The sequence below is a fragment of the Pseudomonas sp. NPDC087614 genome, assembly GCF_044743485.1.
Taxonomy (GTDB): domain Bacteria; phylum Pseudomonadota; class Gammaproteobacteria; order Pseudomonadales; family Pseudomonadaceae; genus Aquipseudomonas; species Aquipseudomonas baetica_A.
The window spans coordinates 1-4,025 of record NZ_JBIUWN010000147.1 but is presented as its reverse complement, the minus strand read 5'-3'; the positions used below and the strand labels follow the sequence as shown (position 1 = coordinate 4,025).

The window sequence follows — 4,025 nt, the reverse complement described above, 5'->3', positions numbered from 1 at the left end:
AGATCAACAGATCAACAGATCAACAGATCAACAGATCAACAGATCAACAGATCAACAGATCAACAGATCAACAGATCAACAGATCAACAGATCAACAGATCAAGCGCTCAAGCTCGACTCAGTTGATAATCGCTTTTTTTCAAGTATGACAAGGATTGATCGGATGATTATCACCACCACGCCCTCAATTGAGGGGCGTCAGATAACGGCTTATCTGGATGTCGTTAGTGCCGAATCCGTGCAGGGCGTAAACGTGATTCGCGACATGTTCGCGGGGATGAGGGATTTTTTTGGTGGGCGCTCCCAGACCCTGGAGCGCGCGTTGAAAGAGGCGCGTATCCAGGCAACTGACGAGATCAAGGAACGAGCGCGTGCCTTGCAGGCGGATGCTTTGGTTGGAGTGGACTTCGAGATCAGCATGCCAGCGGGCAAGGGCGGTATGGTTGTGGTGTTCGCAACAGGGACAGCGGTCAAGTTGCGCTGATTATCGGCACAAACTCGGTGGCCGATAGATTTCGCTGTCACCGTGTTCAAGTTGTTGTCAGCGGGTGTAGGCCGCTCGTCGGGCATGGGTCGATCTGAACCGCAAGTCCAGGAATGACCAGCTAGTCTCAAAAGTCTTGGAGGTCGATATTTTTTCAGGCAAAAGCGCTTTGCTGGTGTCGACCCATTTCTCAGGGGCGAAGGTATGACTGATCCGTATATCGAAGACGATGGTGCTGAGTTTCCATTGAACAATTGCGTACGATGCGGCCAGACCGATTATCAGGCTGGCTTTGGCGAGGATCCGGTTCAGATCGGCAAGATCAAGTCCAAGGCACCCAAAGGGCCGAAGGCGAAGTTCCTGCCCAGGGTCGCGACTCGAGCCCGAAAATAGTCTGCAGCGAGCGACCCCGCCAACAAGCGGGGTTTTTTGCGTCTGACGAGTAGGCTGGAAATTTCCTACAGATGACGGGTGGCTTGGCAATGCTTTCACAAACTTTTCACGTCTATCAAAGTAGGGTGAAGCCATCCGTTAGAAAGCAAGTCTCCAGCCCGTCTCCCCAGCGGGCTTTTTTTTGCCTGCGATAAAACCTTTTGCGAAATCGCTGTCCAATCGGCGCCGAATGCGTGCCGACAGCATTGAATGCCGGCCAATTTTTTCATCGCGTTTTTTGAGGTTTTTGTCATGCGTTTAACACTGCCTGCTCTGGTTCTTGGGCTTCTGGTCGCTCAAAATGCGATGGCTGCTGGAGATGGCACAGCTGCGCTCGGCGGTGGCCTGGGTGGCGCGCTGGGTAATGTGGTCGGCCAGAAAATGGGCGGCAGCAATGGTGCAGCGATTGGTGCTGGCGTGGCAGGCGCCGCAGGCAGTGCAATGGCGGCGCGTAAAGGCAGCCGGACCAAAGCAGCCATTGGCGGTGGTGTCGGTGCGGCCGGCGGTTCGATCATCGGCAACAGCCTCGGTGGCAGGAACGGTGCGACCATCGGTGCAGGTCTTGGCGGGGCGGCTGGCGGTGCGGTGGGCAGCAATCTGTCGAAAGGTCACAAGCGTCACTGAGACTGATCGTCAGTCTTCGTCCTGAAATAGGTTTAATCCTGTTCCACCTAAACGCCCGGTGCACTCCATCGGGCTTTTTCGTTGGTGAACGTTTGTTCCGCAGGCGGCTCCAATCTCACATAGGCCCTCTTTGGGGCGGATTATCCCGATTCGGGAACTGTGAGGTTCATATGCGACTGTCATTATCTGCACTGTTTTTCGGATTGCTGGTTTCGCAAGGCGTAATGGCTGCCGGCGACGGTACGGCGGCTGTAGGGGGCGGGCTGGGTGGTGCGTTGGGCAACGTGGTCGGCGGGCAACTCGGCGGGAGTACAGGCGCGGCTGTGGGGGCGGGCGTTGGCGGCGCGGCGGGCAGTGCCGTCGGGGCGAATAAACGCAATCGTACGGAAGCCGCCATTGGCGGAGGCCTCGGCGCAGCCGGCGGCTCGGTGATCGGTAACAGCCTGGGTGGTTCCACGGGGTCAACCATCGGTGCAGGATTGGGTGGCGCGGCGGGTGGTGCGGTCGGCAATAATCTGGGTGACGATGGTGGGAAGTCTCATTCCGGTGGTGGTCATAAACATAAGAACAAACATAAAAACCGACATCATTGATTGACGATTCAACACAAACCCGGCCGTGTGCCGGGTTTCTCGTTTCTGTTGGTCAGTCTTTGGAACGATTGGCCCTGGGGCTTTTCGAACATCATAGACTCCCCCGAATTCATGAGGTTTGCCATGACTCCCGAAACTGAAGGCAAGGAAGAGAAAGGCCCGAGTGGGCTGCCGTATATCAATGATCCGGGGAATGAGGATCCGGGGTCGCTGATGGATGATGCGACGGTGCCGTTGGATGATTCGGATGATTCGGATATGGAGGATGAGCAGTGACCATTTTTCTGGTGATGCTCTGACAGTGTGAGTCTGGATCTTTGGGGCCTGAGCTCTAAGGCCCCTTGAAGTTATATTTACTTAATCGTTAGCTTTGGAGTCGATCAGCACATAAAGGCTGCTTAAGTTTGATTTTTTAGATTTATATATTTTTCGAATTTTGATATTTTTTTCGTTGCAGTGTTTTTATATTTCAATGGCCTTTTGCTGGAGAAATTGTATAGGCGCCAAGCATCAATTTTGTCAGTTCTACCATCAGCGCGATAGTCGGAACTCACTGATTCTGTAGAGATGAAATGGATAATATATCCAGTACCATGTAGTTCATATTCAACGCCTTCAGTGACTTCTCAGCATCGTTTTATTTGGTTTGTACGCCATAAGCTGATAATATTTGGAGTGCCAAATTTCTTTTCAAGCAGCAGCGTGCCAACTTTAATGTTTGAGAGGGTATCGGTTATTGTATTTTTCAGATTTTTATTTTGGCCATTCATCTTCTTCTGCGGTACTCCAATCTGTCTGGGTCGACATTATTTGCTGAATCTAACACTTATTTAATGCTGTTTAAACTTCTATAATGTTCTTTGATATATTTTATTAGTTTAATGGTTGCATTCGTGGCAGTTTGACGCGCAGTTGCTGCGCGATGATGGCCGTCAAGAATATAAAAATTTCCCTCATGTTTTGCTGCATCAATTGGCGGCGCGGAGTCGTAGCCATTGGGGCAACGCATAAATCAATATTTCTGTTGATCAAAAATGATGGAGGCTTATCCAAGAAAACTTAAATATTACTGTGCGGAGCTTCTCTGGTAACTACAGAAATGTGCTTCAACCACGTATTTCCATCTTGCCACTCATGCCAATAACAGTAACAACATCCAATTTCCTTCAGCAAAAAATCTCGAATTTCATTTTCTTTCATCTTCATCGCCAACAAGGCATCAATTTCCTTTACCAATTCCCCCACTACGCAACCTTCTGAGTCTGCTAGGAACGATCTAATAACGTCATCTGCCAAGTCAAACTCACACATCCAGTCCTCATGAAAATAGGCCCCGAGAAACTGGAATAGGTTAGGAAAATTTTCAATTGTCATTTACAAAACCCGTCAAAATAAAGTAACCAAGAGGCGAGGTTGCATCTCGCCGTAGCACTAATCTGATACTAAATAGCTGTTCCAGCCTTCCGCTCTGTCTCACAATACCCACGCCAGCAGGAGCAGACACCCGCTCATTAATCACAAGTTTATTTGCGTTACCTGCTAGAAAGTCATCAATTTTTATCTTATTACTCCTCATAACATTCGAGAGTGCAGCTTCAGCCTCTGTCCTATTAAGAAATGTTGATACAATAGGTATATGCGGTTCAGCTATTAGTCTAGCTCTCAGTTGAGCCTCCGATCTATTGACATGTCTTTCAATAGCATGTCCACCTCGAGACTCATGGGCCTCTAATCCTCCTCCCGGAACAATTTCACTGTAGGGGCCATCAGCAACACCCGATCCGGGACAGGGAGTGCAGCTCAACCCCAACGGATCCACCCACCCCGTCGGATTCGGCACATACCGATACTGATTCAACCCACCCACCAACTTCACCGGGTCCGGCGTCAGA

Annotated in this window: 7 protein-coding genes and 1 pseudogene; 5 read left to right on the top strand and 3 right to left on the bottom strand. The window is 50.3% G+C overall.

Features of this window, described 5'->3' with window-relative positions:
* Positions 1 to 163: 163 nt before the first annotated feature.
* The 5 genes from ACIOWA_RS27400 to ACIOWA_RS27380 all read left to right on the top strand — a co-directional run bounded on the left by ACIOWA_RS27400 (position 164) and on the right by ACIOWA_RS27380 (position 2,409).
* Complete coding sequence (locus ACIOWA_RS27400) at positions 164 to 484, top strand: YbjQ family protein (protein ID WP_221734375.1); 321 nt, start codon at positions 164 to 166, stop codon at positions 482 to 484.
* A gap of 204 nt (positions 485 to 688) precedes the next feature.
* Entirely contained in the window at positions 689 to 877 is a 189-nt protein-coding gene (locus ACIOWA_RS27395; protein ID WP_339433342.1) for a hypothetical protein, read from the top strand.
* 291 nt (positions 878 to 1,168) lie between these two features.
* Complete coding sequence (locus tag ACIOWA_RS27390) at positions 1,169 to 1,540, top strand: glycine zipper domain-containing protein (protein WP_339539901.1); 372 nt, start codon at positions 1,169 to 1,171, stop codon at positions 1,538 to 1,540.
* A 170-nt stretch (positions 1,541 to 1,710) separates the two neighbouring features.
* Positions 1,711 to 2,133: a YMGG-like glycine zipper-containing protein gene (locus ACIOWA_RS27385; RefSeq protein ID WP_339539903.1), complete on the top strand. Its 423-nt coding sequence runs from the start codon at positions 1,711 to 1,713 to the stop codon at positions 2,131 to 2,133.
* A 123-nt stretch (positions 2,134 to 2,256) separates the two neighbouring features.
* Complete coding sequence (locus ACIOWA_RS27380) at positions 2,257 to 2,409, top strand: hypothetical protein (RefSeq protein WP_339539904.1); 153 nt, start codon at positions 2,257 to 2,259, stop codon at positions 2,407 to 2,409.
* Between the two features lie 122 nt (positions 2,410 to 2,531).
* On the opposite strand, the pseudogene ACIOWA_RS27375 reads toward ACIOWA_RS27380, so the two are convergent.
* The 3 genes and pseudogenes from ACIOWA_RS27375 to ACIOWA_RS27365 all read right to left on the bottom strand — a co-directional run.
* Positions 2,532 to 2,738 (bottom strand): annotated as a pseudogene (locus tag ACIOWA_RS27375) (DUF6896 domain-containing protein); the annotation flags it as partial.
* A 454-nt stretch (positions 2,739 to 3,192) separates the two neighbouring features.
* Positions 3,193 to 3,507 carry a contact-dependent growth inhibition system immunity protein gene (locus tag ACIOWA_RS27370; protein WP_401162868.1) on the bottom strand — a complete coding sequence of 105 codons (315 nt, stop codon included), beginning with the start codon at positions 3,505 to 3,507 and terminating at the stop codon, positions 3,193 to 3,195.
* Positions 3,497 to 4,025, bottom strand: a 529-nt coding sequence (locus ACIOWA_RS27365; RefSeq protein WP_401162867.1) for an RNase A-like domain-containing protein, incomplete at its 5' end; no start/stop codon positions are given. The genes ACIOWA_RS27365 and ACIOWA_RS27370, both read right to left, overlap by 11 nt.

Coding starts and splice junctions, on each gene's coding strand:
- ACIOWA_RS27400 (WP_221734375.1), top strand. CDS start 164: ATGATTATCACCACCACGCCCTCAATTGAGGGGCGTCAGATAACGGCT.
- ACIOWA_RS27395 (WP_339433342.1), top strand. CDS start 689: ATGACTGATCCGTATATCGAAGACGATGGTGCTGAGTTTCCATTGAAC.
- ACIOWA_RS27390 (WP_339539901.1), top strand. CDS start 1,169: ATGCGTTTAACACTGCCTGCTCTGGTTCTTGGGCTTCTGGTCGCTCAA.
- ACIOWA_RS27385 (WP_339539903.1), top strand. CDS start 1,711: ATGCGACTGTCATTATCTGCACTGTTTTTCGGATTGCTGGTTTCGCAA.
- ACIOWA_RS27380 (WP_339539904.1), top strand. CDS start 2,257: ATGACTCCCGAAACTGAAGGCAAGGAAGAGAAAGGCCCGAGTGGGCTG.
- ACIOWA_RS27370 (WP_401162868.1), bottom strand. CDS start 3,507: ATGACAATTGAAAATTTTCCTAACCTATTCCAGTTTCTCGGGGCCTAT.